The sequence below is a fragment of the Lysinibacillus sp. A1 genome (genome assembly GCF_000801965.1).
Taxonomy (GTDB): Bacteria; Bacillota; Bacilli; order Bacillales_A; family Planococcaceae; genus Lysinibacillus; species Lysinibacillus fusiformis.
This window is the reverse complement of record NZ_JSZM01000007.1, coordinates 97,677-114,119: the sequence shown is the minus strand read 5'-3', so window position 1 is coordinate 114,119 and position 16,443 is coordinate 97,677. Positions and strand designations below refer to the sequence as shown.

Below are 16,443 nucleotides of genomic sequence, written 5' to 3'. Positions count from 1 at the left end.
AAGTTTGTTGAAACAAAATAATCCCCTTTCTCCTTTGTTGAAAGACAATATATAATATTCATTTAATTCTATATATTATATATTTTATTTTATATGTCAATAAAAAAAAGAATCTGTCTCATTCGAAACAGATTCTTAGTTTTTCCAGTTTTTCTAGCAATTATAGCAATACTTTCTCCGCTCTTTCCATATTCCAGTGAACTTCTTTGAGGAATCTTTCTAAAGCAATGGCATCTCCATTTTTGAAAAAATCAAGAATTTCCCGATGTTCATTGTTGAGCTGCGTTAACATTTCCTTTACTCGATCAGTTGAGTCATTTTCCCCTAAGTTTTTCATAAATTTTTTCTCTAATTGCAGTAAAAGTTCAATCAAACTTTTATTCGGGCATAGCTTATGATAAACACCATGAAAAGCCTCTTGCATTTTATCGTACATCCTGTAATTTTCTGTATTAATAGCTAAATCAATACTTTGAATATAAAACTCCATCTCCTTCATATCTTTTTCCGTTAAAAATGGCAATGCCAGTGAAGCAGCTAATCCATCCAATGCCCCAATAATAAAATAAGTCTCCTTCGCTTCTTCCTTCGTTAAACTTTTGATGACAAACCCTTTACGTGGGATATTTTCTAGTAAACCTTCTGATGTCAGCTGAATGAGTGCTTCCCTTACTGGTGTTCTACTTACATTGAGGCTTTCACTAATATGGTTTTCATTCACCTTTTTTCCAGCCAGCAAGCTCCCATTGTTAATTTGTTCCACAATATAATTATAAACATGGTCTTTTAGCGATAAATATTCCATTATGAATTCTCCAATACGTTATTTAATACAATATATTGTATGTATAAATTGATTTTAATATATACCCCATTTTTTCTCAATTAATTCTTTTCTTATCAATGGAAAAAGTACTAATTAACACAGAACACCCTAGTAGAGGTAAAAAGAAAAAGACCACCCTTTAGAGTGATCTTTAAGATTGGAACTATTTATTATTGTTTTTCAGTCAGCATTTTCACCACTTCTTTAATTTGCAGTTCTAATGAGATTGGGTCATTGCCCCAGAACAGCTCTGGGTCAAGCTTGAATACTCGGTCATTCTTCACAGCGTCAAGTGACTTCCAAAGTCCTTCGCTCTCCCCCCATACCTCTGAGATTAAATCACCTTGATCGATGAAAATATAATCGCCGGCATATTCAGGTATGACTTCATACGAAACTTGACGATAAGCTTCTTTCCCTATCATTTCTTTCGCCTGTTTCGCTGGTGGCTTTAGTTGAAGATGCTTATAAATAGCTTCTCCGCCTCTATAGCCTCCGTCACCATAAATATAAAACCCTTTATCTACTACAAAAACGCCCATCAGCGCAAACGTATCATCAGGTTTAATTATAGTTGCAAGCTGTGCTCGTGCTTCCTCAGCTGTGTGATCTAATTGCTTAATCCATATTTCCGCTTCATCCTTTTTGTCCAAAGCATCACCTAATAGACGCATAGTTTCATAAATATCCCCTGTTGAGCTATAAGGAATTGCAAGAGTTGGTGCAATCTTCTCATATTGCTGAAGGATTGCTTCATCACTCACCCAAGTAATAATTAAATCTGGTTTCAGTTGTACGATGGTCTCTAATGATCTCTCTCCAGTTGTTTCAATTCCATCAATCTGATCTTGGATTACTTTGTTCTCCAAATCCCATTGTGTAGAACCGATCGGCTTGACACCTAGTACAAGTAGCTCTGGTAAATAACCGTCTGTCACAATACGCTTTGGATGACTTGGCATTTCCAAATCCCCACGTTGTGTTTTAATAATCTTTGTTGCTGATTCTGACGTTTCGGCTGTAGAAGCATCCTGATTTGTATTGGTTTTAGTGCTGTCATTGGCATTGCCACATGCCGTAAGTATGGTGATTAAAGCAAGAAATAATATCGATTTTAACAACTTATGTAAGTACAAGATTGTACCTCCTTATTTGATAATGATTATCATTCACGATGATATATTCATTATAGAGACAGTCTTGTACAAGAACAACGCCTTTAAATTGGATGTTTTATAGGGAAAATTGTTGGATTTAGTTTTATTTAATTAACAATTTTACCATTACATCCAGCTGGAGCTCCAATGAGAAACCATCATCAAACCAAAATTCATTGAGCTTCAGTAGATGTAATTGGCAGCCTTGCTCATACACTAATTGTTGCCAAATGGAACGCTGCATAAGCTGGGCACGAAAAGATTCCGTATCATCCGTTGGCACAATCAAAAACATATGACTTGCCGCATATATGGGCAAATCCTGTTCTGTCACTTTAAGATGCTTACCAGTTTGAAGTATCTCCCGTTCAATGGTTTGAGGGGCTCGTAGCCCTAATAATTCAAATAGAGTGTAGGCGGAGCGCACCGATAGATAAGGGATTAGCCATAAATTATCATGACTTAATTCAAAGATACCAGCTGTTGTATCTGACTTTAAAAATGGTTGAATGACTTCTCTTGCTTCTTGAGCCGACTGTTGTAGCTTTGCAATCCACTCCTCAGCCTGTTGTGTACGCCCTAGTAGTGTTCCAAGCAGTCTTACCTCTTCCAGCTTGTCCAACTGCCCCCAAGGAATTGTTAAAACAGGGGCAATTTGTTCGAGTATTTTCATTATATCAGGATAGTTATAAAAATAAGTTGGTGCCACAATTAACTCTGGTTCGAGCTGGCGTATCTCTTCGAGTTGATCAAAGGACTCTATTTCCACAATGGTCGGCAATCGTTTGTGCAATAGCTTAGAAGATTGAAGTAGCTCCCGTGTAGTAGCGAGGGGTTGAATGCCCAATGCTACTAATGCCCCTAGAAATTGTATACTAACTATACGATGAGAATGCCTCCTCTTACGAAAACTGCTAGGTGAAAGATGAACATATTTAGTAAAGGTTTTCCCCAAATATGAACCGTCTGCGAACCCTGTTTTCAACGCAATATCCTGCAATTTGTCATTTGTTCTTAGTAGTAGAAGCTTTGCTTGATCTACCCGAATTTGATTCACATACTCAGCAAAGCTCCACCCTGTTTCCTTCTTAAACAGCGAGGAGAAATAGCTTTCGTTAAAGCCAGTCATAGCGGCCATAAAAGAACGCGTTAGCGGTGCTGCAAAATGTTGTTTGATATATGTAACAGCCTGTTGAATTGCTTGATCGTTCGTCACAAAACTGTTATCAATACTCTTTCTTTCAAAAATGGTATCGAGTAATTCGTGCAGAAGCAAATGGAGCTTAGGGGTTGTATTCAGATTTTGCGTTCGCTGGAACTGTTCCAGCAAATTTTTAAGCAAACCTTCTGCATACCGAGGAAATTCCATGATCTGCCCATGTGCAGGCAAATGCGTTAAATCAATCACATATAATAGCTCATCCTTCTCCCGTTTTGCCAACCGGTAACTAGTAAATGAGATGCTGTAAACAGGTGCAAAACCCTCCCTATCGCTTGGAACTAGATAGATATCCTGCTCTTGTTGTAAAAGCAAGACAAATTGCCCTTTACCTATTCGATAAATACCTTTCTCTGCTCGAATAAATACGGGCTGTGTCGGAATGATAACCATAGGAAATGGACCTGCCAGCACAACAGGGCTAATCGTTCCCTCGTCTGCTAGAAGCATTGTGTCCAGAAGCTCATATGTCAGCATTTCATTAAATTCCCCCATTTTATTTTTTGCAAAACAATCTTCTATATGAAATATGTACAGTGTTGTCAGACAGCAAGTGTGACCCAATCAATGAGGCCAAACCAACTAAACTGTAATCTACCATAAAAAAAACAAATCCAAAAGGGATACAAAGCCAATTAAATTGGCCCATTTACAGTTTCTCGCCCATATATATTAAAATGATCTTGCTATTCACTTTATATGAAGAAAAATGCGTTAGCTTATAAAAGCTTTGCCCCAATAATCACCTCAAAAAAGCCCATGTTCCGTCCTGAACGCGAGCCTGGAGCTTATTAAACCTAATTAAGTTCATGCTTTATCTGTAATGTAAATTCTTCAATCGTTTTTCGATCTTGATAAATGGTAATTCCAATCCCAGAACGAGTAGATCGACTTGACATATATTCACCAGCATCTATCCAACATTGGAATTGGTAAATTTGTTCTTCAATCAACTCACTTTTGTTTGCCGAGATAGACAACGAAAAGGAAGGATCCGTTGAATCCCATACTCCTGCTTCTAAAAATTCATCCCAATTTCTTAGAATTAACGTATGTAACATCATCAGGTCACTTCGTAAAACAAAAAATGTATAACCCAAATGATGATTACCACAATAAAAATGAATATTAATTGTACTAGAAACAGAATCCGTTTCCACTATCGTAAATTCCATACTTGTTTTCGAGGCACTAAATGATCTATCTTTTATGATGGCCATTCATTTTCACTTCCATTACTAGTAATAATTTTTAAAGCAATCACTCCAGCATCAAGATTACCAATTTTGGAATTTTCTACATAAAGAAAATGAATATTTTATCTTTGTATAAGTGTACTTGTCCATGGATTTTTCGACCTTCTGCGACCTCCTGAAAAGAAGTGTTCATATTCATTTACTATACATGAAGTTCACTGCTAGAATTATCTAATTTCTACACATACACAAAAACAACAAAATAAATTAATATGGCAGGAATTACATAAGAGGAAATACCCATTAAACTCCATTTGTCTTCATCAAGTGACCAAAGAAAAAGAAATAAAGTTATCATCGTAATCCCAAAAGCACTCATAATAATATTTAATAATCCAATAATCCCCATCCCCTTTTCTATCCTTTACATTACATCCAGTATATTCTTTAACCATTTAGACCATTCTAACCGCATTCCATCATATTGGAAGCATCCTTTACAATAGTGTTCCAGCCAATTTTGACAAATGTCTCTTGCCAATTAATGAATAATGTCAGTGCTTCCATGGATATACATACCCATTCACTCAACTTCGTGCTGCTATCTATTTTTATTACAAAAAAGTATTTGTCCTTTACGCCATTATTATAATACAAAAGAATAACTGCCTATCACGACGCAGCCTATAATAAACATACTATTTTCCAAGTGAGTCTAATTTTTTAGAGCGTAAGTAATACTTGCTAAATAAATGACGTTCCATTATTATAAATCGCTTGTTGAAAAAATTTGAAATAAACGAGGGATATTTAATTGGATACGTTAAATAATATCTTTAGGAGGTGTCAAAATGAAAAGAGATAAAAAAAATACAGAATTTGCAACGGATGAGCCAACAAAACAATCATTTTCTAGGGCAGCAGATCCAAGCAATATTAAAGAATCTAATGGCCGTAAGGGATATACTGAACTCCCTCACCCAGATAAAGAAGACCTTATTATTGATGAGAAAAAAGGTAAGTCCACTTCATTATAATTTAAGACTATTTAACGTTTTATCTATTCAGACCGCTCATTTGAAGTGGTCTTTTTTTATATTAGTTTTTAGTTTTATTAATGAGTCAAAGGAACCTACTAATGACAACAGACATTGACATAGCAAGCTGCCGTAATAGATTGCTGTCCACCAAAGTGAGAAAGTGGACAAAAATTTTACATACATCTCTGACTCATTCGCAAGCTTTATAAGAATTGCTTATATATTTTATAGTGGTACCCCCCCTTACTGATATAAAAGCACTTGTTTTATTCAACACTGTTAGACCAATCTTACTTCGTATCATCCATCTTCAGTACAGCCATGAATGCCTCCTATAGAAATGCTGTATTCAGGCGTATCTTTTTATACTTCTATATAACCGACAATCCTATAATATATAAGGGTTTGTCGGTTGTTTTTTTATTTAATTTTATTCATGGATATTTTTACTTATCGAGCTTTATTTTCTACGACTGGTGGGGATATGATGGGGAAAATTTAAGACCACCCATCACGGAGTGGTCTTTTAAAATTATTTAACTGCATACAGGTAGTTACAAAAAAACCAAGTTTATATGTTTTAGAAGCAATATCTGTAATATATATTCATAGTAAAATATAAAACAACATAACGGTAGCATTGTTTTCAAACGATTGTGATTTGGCGTAAAAAATTTATCACTTTAAATTGACTGGTTGTTGTTGTGTAACGCAATGAATCATACCACCATCTTTATAAAGTTCCCTTACATCAATACCAATTACCTTACGATTAGGGTATAGTTTTTGGATTTTATCGTTTGCTATTTTGTCATTAGGGTCATTATAATTAGGAACCAATACAACCGTATTCCCAATATAATAATTTACATACGAACCTTTATAGCCTAAATCCTCTCCATTATCTAAAATCACATTGTTGTGACTTATTGGTAAATATTCATACTGATATGGCTTGTCAAAGGAATTATTGGCATTAATCAATTTTTTTATATCCTTATTGGAGAGACCCCATTTTTTTAAATCATCTTTATTCATTGTAATAATAGTAGACTCATCATAGAATTTTGCAAAACCATCAATGTGAAAATCAGTAATATCTAAGTTCGGCACACCATCTAGCCAAATAAAGTTAGTAACACCGAAATTTTCCCTCATAGATTCCTCAATTTCTAATTCTGATAGATTAGGGTTTCGATTTTTATTAATAACAGAGCTACGTGTTGACAAAAAAGTACCATTACCATCCAGTTCAAATGCTCCACCCTCGAGTACCACACTATTAAGATTTATTCTTTCCATACCTAACTGTTTACTAAGAACACTTGGTACTAATGCATCTTTTTTATATGGTGTTTTCTTTCCCCATCCATTAAATCCCCAATCCATGAGTTTCATATTGTTATCTTTATCGTATACAAAAATTGGTGCTGTATCTCTTGACCATACATCATCAGTAGGTACAATATAAAAATCGATTTTGTCCATATTAATACCCTCATCATACAAAAGGTCATATATATAGTTTTTTTCATATTTATCATAAGCGATTATATGAACATTTTCTCCTTCGCTAAGCGCAGCCGTCATTTCAATCCAAATTGGTTCAATCTTTTCTGCATATCTTTTACCATATGTAAAGGAATGTGGCCAATGCAACCAAGTTCCTTCATGTTTACTACTTTCATCAGGCATTGTATACTTACCTACGGATTGTTTATTCACAGTTTGACTTCCCTCTACTATAGTTTGATTACACCCTCCCATTATGAAACCAGCCGTTAATACAGCTCCTGTGCAAAATACAATAATTTTTTTCATAACTATGATCTCCTTATGTTGTGATTGGTTCTCTGATGTAATTAGAATAAGGTTTGACATAGTGTTAAGGTCAAGCGATTATTTCATAGTCTTTTTGATAACAGGGAAGCTAATTTGTGTCACATAATCCTCTTCGGGACAGTCACATTCCGAACCTTTCAAGTAGGATTCATATGGCGGACCAACCAAATTGTAACCGTTGCTTTCTACCCATTCTTCAAGTGCAACGTGTGCATATCCGATATAGTCATAGCTTCCAATATGTAAAGTAGTAGCAACAATATTTTGAGGAAGTTTTTTTATCTGCCATTCACTTGATATTTTTTCTTCACTTCCACTAGTGATTGGAATCAGTATTTCAATATCACTTTCTTCAGGAGTGAACTCTTCACCCATAAAAATGGCTGAAGGGACACTAAGTAATTTTATATTATTTTCTTTTGCCTTATCATAAAGGGAATCAATATACTTGTCCATGTCATTAATATTAATGTACACTCTTTGACTTATTACACTAATCTCATTTCTAATTCCGAGCAATATATCATACGATTTTCTTACTCCATGTAATATATCCACTTTCTTTTCAATCAATTCTTGCATTTCTGCAATAATCTGCCTATTCTGATTCATTTCGTTTGATATTTCATCTATTTTAGAGTTTATCATTCCTATAAACATTGTAATATCTGTTGATTTGAGGATCACATTAATTTCAGGTAGGGAAAATCTATACTCTTTTAATTTCTTGATTCTTAATGCTGTTTCTAATTGACTGTGTTCATAATATCTATAACCATTTATTGTATCAACAAGTGCTGGTTTCAAAAGGTCTTCCTTGTCATAGTGTCGTAACATGCGAGCACTCATTTTGCAAAGCTGTGAAAATCTGCTAATCGTGTACATATTTCTCCCTTATCTCTGTCATTATATTCATGTAAAATCAGTAGTAAATGTCAGAAGTTTATAATAACAACAGCTATCGCCCACCTGGAGACGTTAGAAATTCGAAAAAAAGCAAATCAACTTCGTTATAATCCAAGGCTGCTATTTAGTGTTTTATTTTTTGACCACCCATCATGGTGTATTCTTTTATGGTTTATTTAGGTGAAGCCCTTTTAATTTTAAGTTTCTATCGTTTAATATTCAACCGTTTTAACAAATTTCCAACAATCTCTATAGCTTCGTCTCTTTGCTTATAGTCAGAAGTGCAAAACCTAATCATTTCTAAATCATTCATAGCTTGTTCTACAATTTTGTTTATCTCTTTTGGAACATCAATCAAAGATAAGTTATGTTCTAAATCTGCAATATTATACACCCCTTCTTTAAACTTCTTACAAACTAATCCCAACTCATACAAATCATCCTTCAATGCCTTCCAATTAGGATTTCTTTTATCTCGTTCATTAGACTTTCGAACATTTTTAACAAACCTTTTCTCACAAGCACCATACCTAATATAATTTTTTTGTGCTTCAATAAGGGGCACTTGGTTAGCACCTAAATTGTACTCATTGTCTTTTTGAAAAGGGTCGTCCTCCCAAAAACAAATTGGGCATATATCATAATCTCCAACACTATTCAATGTTCTATAACCACAACATGGGCACGTAATTTTGTTCATAGTACACCTCACCTCTCGACTCAATTCTATGTAAATTTCTTCAAAATTCTATTGCATTAAACTACTTAATAAGTTTAATAATACCTCATATAACTTTCATTTGGATAACTATTTCCATTTGCCACTCAAGCCAATTATCTAGCGATGGTTCACTAAGCACTATTGATTGTGGAAGACTTTCGTAATGGAAGATGGTACGAAGATTTAAAACAGATAACTAAACAAGGTTGTCTGTTTTTTTGTATGCTTTCTTTGTGTTATTTCCTAAAATGGTAATATCAAGGGGTGTTATTTATGAAGAAATTATTTTACATTGGAGCAGTGAGGTTGGTGCTCATGAGGGATATGGAAATGAAATTTAACTGGAAATTATATAAAGGCGAGATTGTAAAATAATGATTTTAGGTCACTCAATCGAGTGGTTTTTTTATTAAATACGCAAGATACTTATCATGGTAAATAAGCATCTTATTGGTTAAAGTTGTTTTTATAGGTTATTTATAATAGCCTTGTTAATTTAAAGGAGGATACATACGTGGTTAATTTATTAAAAAAACGTTTTATTTACCTAGCATTAATTATGCTAACATTAATCAGTTTTAATGTTGAAAATGCACATGCTGAAGATGGGTATTCAGAAAATTTAATACCTAAAATGACTTCAAATGAATCAGAATTTGGTAAAGCATCATCTTCAAATTACTATGGTTCTACACCAAGTTGGAAAGCTTTTGATGGAGTATTAAGCTATCAAAATGGTGGTGAGTACCGAGCATGGGGAACATCTCAAAAATCAGGTTGGTTAGCATATGAGTTTACAGAACCAAAGGTAATCAGTAAATACGTAATCCATAATAAAGGTAATTGGCCAGAACAATTTCCTAATTCTTGGACATTCGAAGCTTGGGATGGTTCAAATTGGGTTGTATTAGATTCCCATAGCAATGTAACTAAAAGTGATTGGGTAGAAAAACCTGAGCAAAGTTTCACGTTTGAAAATACTAATAAATATAACAAATACAGAGTTAATGTTACCCTAACAAATAGTACTAATAACCAGGTAAATCTAGCAATTTGTGAACTACAAATGATGGAAAAACTATCAACACCTTCTAAACCTGAATCAATTTCATTAGATAGAAATACATTAGAACTTTTAGAAGGTAGTCTAGATAAATTATTCGCAACAGTTATACCAGATACAGCGAAAGTAATATGGACATCTAGTAATGAATCAATTGCCACTGTTGATCAAAATGGTAATGTAACTGCAATTAATGAAGGTACAGCAATCATTATAGCAACAATAGAAAACACAGATATTTCTGCTACAAGTACAGTTATCGTTAAGAAACCAGATAATGCATTTTCTAACGCTATTTTGAGTATCACTTTAGTAAACGGCATAACAAAGGAATATGATGTAACGAATACAGTATTAAACAATTACTTAAATTGGTTTGAAAGTGCACAAGGTACATCAACATTCAAATTTTCTAAAACGATATCTCCATATAAAAAAGTAACAGAATATATTGTACATGATAAAATTGCTTCATTTGAAGTAAGAGAATATTAAACAAAAAATTACCAGGTACTCACTTTCAATTGAGCGCCTGGACTTTATTTTAGTGACTGATTAATAATTTTTCTATCTGAATTTTAAGAGCCTTACTAGCATATCTGAGTACTACATCATTTCCTGCTGTCGCAATATGCACAGCACTAAAATATTCGTCTATCTTTTCGCACTTTACCAATCTTATTTTATCCTTTGCCAACAGCCTTTTTGAATTGTAATAATCATAGCTTATGTCTTTTAGTAGCTTATCAAGGATTGATAAATAAACTTTACTCATTTTCAAATTTTCAATTACAAAGAAGAAGTCACGTTGCAATGATTGAACTGCCATTTCTAGAATTAAAAATTCATTGCTCAGGATTCACATACAACTCCACCCTCTCGACAAGAACATTCGCTTGTATTGTTTAAGAACAAACGTTCTCGTTTTGACAAGCATTAATTTGTGGAAATAAAAAAGCCTAGAATCAAATTAATGAGTACTAGGGCTTCTTAACTTTATAAGGAACAAACTTTGTTTTTTTATTTCTTAAGAAAGCTATAAACTAGTGTAATTATTCCTAAAACAAAAAAAAGTGGAACAAATAAATTGTCGATAAACGAACTCATTTTAATATCCGGAACTTCTCCGGACATTTTACCTGCAAAAAAACCAGCTTGTGCAATGCTAGTTGATAGCATTGTAAATCCTCTTTCTAAAGTATAAATCAATCCAGACATAACTAAAAGCACAATTCCAACTATTTTCACGATGCACACTTCCAATCTTGCTTTATTTTGTAAATATGTTACAATTTGTTTGTACCGGTACATAATTGTTAATTATACCAAAAAGGAGCATAAAATGAAGAAAAATACATTAAAACTCATTTTTGCGGCTGCATTTACTTTTATTTTCGCGCTAAGTAATTTCAATGAAGCATCAGCAAATACGTTAGTTAATTCGTGTACATATGACTTAACTAGTTACACTTTAAAAGAATCTGACCTTGAGTCAAATAACGGAAGTAAAATATATGATGTTATTGATTTTGAAAAAGCAGCAGTTGATAACAACATCCCATTAGAATTAGATGGCAAGGAAATAATGGGTATATCTATTTATTTGCCTGAAAGCAATGAAGTAATAGAAGATGCCGATTCACTACCGAATTTTACAACTTTCGCAGGACCCCCATCTATTAAGGTTACAAATACTGGCCAAGTATGTGGAGTAGAACTGATACGATCATCTTACTTTCCTGCCGGAAATGCTAAAATGGAAATTAATCAAAAAGTTAGAGCACAGCTCAGTGCAAATGTTAAAGTCGATTTAAGTGTAATATCCGCAGCACTCGGCTTTGATGTAAGCAAGGAATATATGGTAACAGAAACTTGGTCTGATAAAGTTCCAGCTGGACAAACATGGAACGTTGTTGCTAACCCAACGTATTTATCTAAACAATATGATGTTTATAGAGATGGTAAAAGAACAGGTGATGGCACAGCATTAAAACCTATTGGTGTTTGTTTTGGTGTTATTAAATATAAAGACTAATTAATGTTAACTAATTAAAAAAATATTTGCAAAGCTCTTTTAAATTCTTTACAAGAAGAATATGAAAGAGCTTTGCAGTCCTCATTTTCATTTACTACGGCTTTTTTTAATTTACAACCCTGGTCATTTGCTATTGTTCAAATGGTATAAAGTTTGAATTAGAAATGATAGTCTTTTGAATCTCTTTTGTATTTAAGCCTTCTTATACTTACTTATTCACTACGCTGTGAAATGATAATCTTCAATCCTTCAAATCACCACTTGTCATATTGCCATTATCGAATTTCTCCAACCAAGATTTATTAATTAGTCCTTTACCGACTGCTTATTTAATGTAGTCACGTACAGCTGCCTTAGTTGTTTCATTAGTCAATAACATTTTATCATCATCCTTTGCAATTGGTTTAGTTGTATTGCCTTCCACAGTTAATTGCACTTGGTATTTGCTATTGGTTGGAATAATCACTTGTCCTTCAATTTTGTACCCCTTCGGCATAATCCAATTTGGCTTAACCTCAAAGTGAGGACGATCAATATTACCTGTCCAATCTCCACCCCATGTGATGCCTAGCTTACGTGCAATAGCTCCTACTCGACTTAGGGTTGCCACATCATATAAAACCTGTGGAGGACCAACGGCAATATCCCACGCTAATCGTAACTTATGGTTACTGTCTAGTGTCCAAGTGACAATCTGCCCTGGTCGAGTTCTTCCTTGTGCATAAAGGTACTTCTGTCGTTCATGTAAGCGATACGTTTCAGTAATAAAGACATTCTTAATACCTGCTTTAAAGCACTCTTGGAATAACAATCGACAGGCAGTTTGTGCAGCTGGTAATAGTTCTGAAATGTCTCGGCAGGTTGTTGTAATGCTTGTCATTTCACATCACCCTTTGGCTTGTCATAATTCAATGCTTGCTCGCTGTCTGAGGTGCCTTTTGTAGTAGGGTCGATAATAATACCAAGTAATCCTAAAATGCTTAATACAGTCTCTGAAATGGCTGTGATTTGTGCATTGTAAATTGTAATATCGACATTAAAAATGCCCGCTGTTTGATTAGCGAGCACTAGTAATAATGCGATTAATGACACCCAAAATTGTTTATGTTGTAAACGAACTTAACTTTCCAATTAATTTTCATGTGTAATTCCCTCCATTTTATCTAAACGTTTATGTGCTTGTTTACTAGATTCCTCTACACGAATCACACGCTCTGATAATCCTGTAACACGCATTTCTTGCGCTTTAATATCAATCCTAATCGATTCCTACCCCAGCGTTAATATTGTCTAATTTAGTGCGTATTACAGCTGAATCAGATGCATCGTTCTTTACATCCTTGTCTCGATTACGGTTGTAAGTGAGCACCCCAATAAAAGCACCTAATACTGTACATAAAATTCCGATTAAAGCTACTGTCTGACTGTCCATGTCAATACCTCACAAATAAAAATAGCACTGTTCGGCACAGTGCATTGCTTTGGTCTTGTTGTATAAAAGAAGCCCTCCACAATTATCTGTGGAAGGCTTTAAAAAAGATTCACCACCAAATGGTGAGGTTTAATAATTAGTTGTCAACATTTATTACATACATACCTGTAACACCCTTACTATCTATATAATCTACTGTTATTACTGAACTTCCAGTTAATACCTTATTTATCTTTAGTGCAGCACCATTTTCTAAAGATACTGTTACTACTGATGAATTCGAAGATGTTGGATTTTTAAATGTAACGGTCCCTCCTGAGTTTTCAAATATTATTGCTTCTAAATAATAAACAGTAACACTATTTATGGACATAGAACGTGCATGTCCACTCTCAAATCCAGGCATTATTGTTACATTCGGTGTTGATGGTACGCTATTCTCGTCTTATACCATTTTATCTCGGTTTTATAACGAGCCTTCACCGAGCAGGCGACTTTCATCGCACACGGCGATCCGTCAACATTAGATATCCTAACACTTATTTCCCCACTTTAACTATATGCATATATATAAATATAAAATATTGAGGAATGTTAATTAGTTTTTCAAAAATGTTAGTGGTTTAGATATAAAAAATAATGCTAGCTAATGCTGCGTTTACTTGTTTAATGGATCCTGAAAACGATTATGTATGTAAAAAAGAAAATGGCGGACGTTGCACGCCAAGTGTAATTAAATATAATACTATTAAAATAAGCAAAAAATTAAACATCTGTTTTAGCAAGCATTCCTTACGCCACACACATGTAAGCAACAGCTTTAATCCAAAACGGTACATCTGTTATAACAGTAGAAAAAAGATTAGGACATAGCAAGCTGCCGTAACAGTTCGCTATGTCCACCTCAGAGAGAAAATGGTCAAGGGTGCTACATACCTCTTTGATTCATTCGCTCACACTTTATCAAAATTACTAGTGGTAGACCCACCTAACTTTTAAAAAGCACTCGTTTTATTCAACCCTGTTAGACCAATATTACTTCGTATCATCCATCTTTAGTACAGCCATGAATGCCTCTTGTGGGACTTCGACTGAACCTACTTGTTTCATACGTTTTTTACCTTCTTTTTGTTTATCAAGAAGCTTGCGTTTACGTGAGATATCCCCACCGTAACATTTCGCTAAAACGTTTTTACGGATCGCTTTAATTGTTGAACGTGCCACAATTTTTTGGCCAACTGCTGCTTGAATAGGAACTTCAAATTGTTGACGTGGGATTAATTCTTTTAATTTTTCAACGATAATTTTACCACGATCATAGGCAAAATCACGGTGTACGATAAAGCTTAGTGCATCGACTTGCTCACCATTTAATAAAATATCCATTTTCACTAATTTTGATTGCTGGTAACCGATTAATTCATAGTCAAATGATGCATAGCCTTTTGTATTTGATTTCAAATAATCAAAGAAATCATACACGATTTCTGATAGTGGCATTTCATAAATAATACTTACACGAGTTGTATCGATATAATCCATTGTCATGAAATTACCGCGCTTCATTTGACATAGCTCCATGACCGCTCCTACATAATCATTTGGCACCATAATTGTAGCTTTTACATATGGTTCCTCTACACGATCAATTTTTTGTGGATCTGGCATAAAGGAAGGATTATCTACTTTGATGGAAGAGCCATCTGTCATATGGACTTCGTAAATTACCGAAGGCGCTGTTGTAATTAGGTCAATATTAAATTCACGCTCAATACGCTCCTGAATAATCTCCATATGTAGTAATCCTAAGAACCCACAACGGAAACCAAAACCAAGTGCTTGAGATGTCTCTGGCTCATACTGTAGAGCCGAGTCATTTAACTCTAATTTTTCTAAAGCTTCACGTAAATCATTGTATTTAGCTGTATCGATTGGGTATAAACCACAGTATACCATTGGATTTAAGCGACGGTACCCTGCTAGTGGCTCAGTAGCAGGACGGTTTGCATAGGTTACTGTATCCCCTACGCGTGTGTCCCCTACATTTTTAATAGATGCTGTTAAATAGCCTACATCTCCAACCGTTAATTCAGATTGCGGCACAACTTTTGGTGTATGTACCCCAACTTCAATGACTTCAAATTCCGCTCCTGTTGCCATCATGCGGATTTTATCTCCAGGCTTTACAGTCCCGTTGATAACTCGAATGGAGATGATAACGCCTTTATAGGCATCATAAATTGAGTCAAAGATTAAGGCTTGTAGAGGTGCATCTGGATCACCTGTTGGTGCTGGTACTTTTTCAACGATTTGCTCTAAAATATCCTCAATCCCAATTCCCGCCTTAGCAGAAGCTAATACTGCTTCAGATGCATCTAACCCGATGACATCCTCCACTTCTTGACGTACGCGTTCAGGATCTGCTGCTGGTAAATCAATTTTATTAATAACAGGTAAAATTTCAAGATCATTATCAAGTGCTAAATAAACATTTGCCAGTGTTTGCGCTTCAATACCTTGTGCAGCATCCACCACTAAAATGGCGCCCTCACAAGCAGCTAAACTACGGGAAACCTCATATGTGAAATCGACATGTCCTGGTGTATCGATTAAATGAAATGTGTATACTTCACCGTTTTTTGCCTCGTACTTTAATTGAACTGCATTTAATTTAATCGTAATGCCTCGCTCACGCTCTAAATCCATTGAGTCGAGGAGCTGTGCTTTCATTTCACGGGATGTTAATGATTTTGTTTGCTCTAAAATACGGTCAGCAAGCGTTGATTTCCCGTGGTCAATATGTGCAATAATAGAGAAATTTCGTATATTCTCTTGTCGTTTTAAACGTGCTTCTCGGTTCATCTTTTCCACTCCTAATTAAACTATAATGAATTATACTATGAACGCTACTCAAAGTACAACAGCAACTAGACTAGAAAGCCTATAATATCAATACTTTCAATGTTCGCTACCGCTATTAATTTTCATAGTTTTAAGTATATAAAT

Annotated in this window: 16 protein-coding genes and 1 pseudogene; 3 read left to right on the top strand and 14 right to left on the bottom strand. The window is 34.5% G+C overall.

What is annotated here, in order from left to right:
- Nucleotides 1–160 precede the first annotated feature (160 nt).
- The 4 genes from PI85_RS05225 to PI85_RS05210 form a co-directional block, all read right to left on the bottom strand.
- Nucleotides 161–805: a GntR family transcriptional regulator gene (locus PI85_RS05225; RefSeq protein WP_036127225.1), complete on the bottom strand. Its 645-nt coding sequence runs from the start codon at nucleotides 803–805 to the stop codon at nucleotides 161–163.
- Between the two features lie 191 nt (nucleotides 806–996).
- Nucleotides 997–1,962 carry an ABC transporter substrate-binding protein gene (locus PI85_RS05220; RefSeq protein WP_036127228.1) on the bottom strand — a complete coding sequence of 322 codons (966 nt, stop codon included), beginning with the start codon at nucleotides 1,960–1,962 and terminating at the stop codon, nucleotides 997–999.
- A 124-nt stretch (nucleotides 1,963–2,086) separates the two neighbouring features.
- On the bottom strand, nucleotides 2,087–3,679 hold the full coding sequence (locus PI85_RS05215; RefSeq protein ID WP_036127230.1) for an AraC family transcriptional regulator: 1,593 nt from the start codon (nucleotides 3,677–3,679) through the stop codon (nucleotides 2,087–2,089).
- 320 nt (nucleotides 3,680–3,999) lie between these two features.
- Nucleotides 4,000–4,422, bottom strand: a complete 423-nt coding sequence (locus tag PI85_RS05210) for a hypothetical protein (protein WP_036127232.1) — start codon at nucleotides 4,420–4,422, stop codon at nucleotides 4,000–4,002.
- A gap of 827 nt (nucleotides 4,423–5,249) precedes the next feature.
- Here PI85_RS05210 and PI85_RS05205 point away from each other — a divergent pair.
- Entirely contained in the window at nucleotides 5,250–5,435 is a 186-nt protein-coding gene (locus tag PI85_RS05205) for a hypothetical protein (protein ID WP_036127234.1), read from the top strand.
- Nucleotides 5,436–6,116: 681 nt separating this feature from the next.
- Here PI85_RS05205 and PI85_RS05200 read toward each other — a convergent pair.
- From PI85_RS05200 to PI85_RS24820, 3 genes and pseudogenes are all read right to left on the bottom strand, one after another.
- On the bottom strand, nucleotides 6,117–7,259 hold the full coding sequence (locus PI85_RS05200; RefSeq protein ID WP_036127235.1) for an agmatine/peptidylarginine deiminase: 1,143 nt from the start codon (nucleotides 7,257–7,259) through the stop codon (nucleotides 6,117–6,119).
- A 78-nt stretch (nucleotides 7,260–7,337) separates the two neighbouring features.
- Nucleotides 7,338–8,165, bottom strand: a complete 828-nt coding sequence (locus PI85_RS05195; RefSeq protein ID WP_036127236.1) for a MerR family transcriptional regulator — start codon at nucleotides 8,163–8,165, stop codon at nucleotides 7,338–7,340.
- Nucleotides 8,166–8,631: 466 nt separating this feature from the next.
- Nucleotides 8,632–8,886 (bottom strand): annotated as a pseudogene (locus PI85_RS24820) (CPCC family cysteine-rich protein); the annotation flags it as partial.
- Between the two features lie 535 nt (nucleotides 8,887–9,421).
- On the opposite strand from PI85_RS24820, the gene PI85_RS05185 reads away from it, so the two are divergent.
- Nucleotides 9,422–10,465 (top strand): Ig-like domain-containing protein, encoded by a 1,044-nt coding sequence (locus tag PI85_RS05185; protein WP_036127237.1) that lies wholly within the window; start codon nucleotides 9,422–9,424, stop codon nucleotides 10,463–10,465.
- A 49-nt stretch (nucleotides 10,466–10,514) separates the two neighbouring features.
- Here the strand turns inward: PI85_RS05185 and PI85_RS05180 are convergent, their stop codons facing one another.
- Both PI85_RS05180 and PI85_RS05175 read right to left on the bottom strand, forming a co-directional pair.
- Entirely contained in the window at nucleotides 10,515–10,784 is a 270-nt protein-coding gene (locus PI85_RS05180; RefSeq protein WP_369794226.1) for an aconitate hydratase, read from the bottom strand.
- A gap of 206 nt (nucleotides 10,785–10,990) precedes the next feature.
- Complete coding sequence (locus PI85_RS05175; protein WP_036127239.1) at nucleotides 10,991–11,218, bottom strand: hypothetical protein; 228 nt, start codon at nucleotides 11,216–11,218, stop codon at nucleotides 10,991–10,993.
- Nucleotides 11,219–11,312: 94 nt separating this feature from the next.
- Between PI85_RS05175 and PI85_RS23500 the strand changes: the two genes are divergently transcribed.
- Nucleotides 11,313–12,005 (top strand): hypothetical protein, encoded by a 693-nt coding sequence (locus PI85_RS23500; RefSeq protein ID WP_051998118.1) that lies wholly within the window; start codon nucleotides 11,313–11,315, stop codon nucleotides 12,003–12,005.
- A gap of 325 nt (nucleotides 12,006–12,330) precedes the next feature.
- Here PI85_RS23500 and PI85_RS23495 read toward each other — a convergent pair whose 3' ends face one another.
- The 5 genes from PI85_RS23495 to lepA all read right to left on the bottom strand — a co-directional run bounded on the left by PI85_RS23495 (nucleotide 12,331) and on the right by lepA (nucleotide 16,299).
- Nucleotides 12,331–12,885 carry a M15 family metallopeptidase gene (locus tag PI85_RS23495; protein ID WP_052323445.1) on the bottom strand — a complete coding sequence of 185 codons (555 nt, stop codon included), beginning with the start codon at nucleotides 12,883–12,885 and terminating at the stop codon, nucleotides 12,331–12,333.
- On the bottom strand, nucleotides 12,882–13,097 hold the full coding sequence (locus tag PI85_RS05160) for a phage holin (RefSeq protein ID WP_235318459.1): 216 nt from the start codon (nucleotides 13,095–13,097) through the stop codon (nucleotides 12,882–12,884). The genes PI85_RS23495 and PI85_RS05160 overlap by 4 nt, the downstream gene beginning before the upstream one ends.
- Nucleotides 13,098–13,263: 166 nt before the next feature.
- Nucleotides 13,264–13,437 carry a hypothetical protein gene (locus PI85_RS24815; RefSeq protein WP_235318458.1) on the bottom strand — a complete coding sequence of 58 codons (174 nt, stop codon included), beginning with the start codon at nucleotides 13,435–13,437 and terminating at the stop codon, nucleotides 13,264–13,266.
- 136 nt (nucleotides 13,438–13,573) lie between these two features.
- Nucleotides 13,574–13,843 carry a hypothetical protein gene (locus PI85_RS05150; RefSeq protein WP_036127240.1) on the bottom strand — a complete coding sequence of 90 codons (270 nt, stop codon included), beginning with the start codon at nucleotides 13,841–13,843 and terminating at the stop codon, nucleotides 13,574–13,576.
- Between the two features lie 629 nt (nucleotides 13,844–14,472).
- On the bottom strand, nucleotides 14,473–16,299 hold the full coding sequence (lepA, locus tag PI85_RS05145; RefSeq protein ID WP_036127241.1) for a translation elongation factor 4: 1,827 nt from the start codon (nucleotides 16,297–16,299) through the stop codon (nucleotides 14,473–14,475).
- Between the last annotated feature and the right edge of the window lie 144 nt (nucleotides 16,300–16,443).